This is a genomic window from Penaeicola halotolerans (assembly GCF_016464625.1).
GTDB classification, from domain to species: domain Bacteria; phylum Bacteroidota; class Bacteroidia; order Cytophagales; family Cyclobacteriaceae; genus Penaeicola; species Penaeicola halotolerans.
In genome coordinates, this window is sequence record NZ_JAEAGO010000248.1 from 1 (window position 1) to 232 (window position 232).

1 pseudogene is annotated in these 232 nt (G+C 41.8%); it reads right to left on the reverse strand.

The features are described from left to right. Nucleotides 1–232 (reverse strand): annotated as a pseudogene (locus I5349_RS14170) (alpha/beta hydrolase); the annotation flags it as partial.

The window sequence follows — 232 nt, forward strand, 5'->3', positions numbered from 1 at the left end:
CAGCGTGCAGCTGTCGCAGCACCTTGTGAGGAACCAAGTAATGAAATAGGCTTCTTTGAAGTCATTTCTTTATTTGCTATACTGTCTAGAAAGTTTAGATAGTTAGTAATTGCTATTTCTCGATCATTGCTAGTCATCCAATGCGCTCCGTCCCTTCCTGAGTAGCCTTCTAAGTAGTACTTATTTAAACCTTCAGGGGCAATGACATAATGTCCAGCATCCGCTAAGCTCT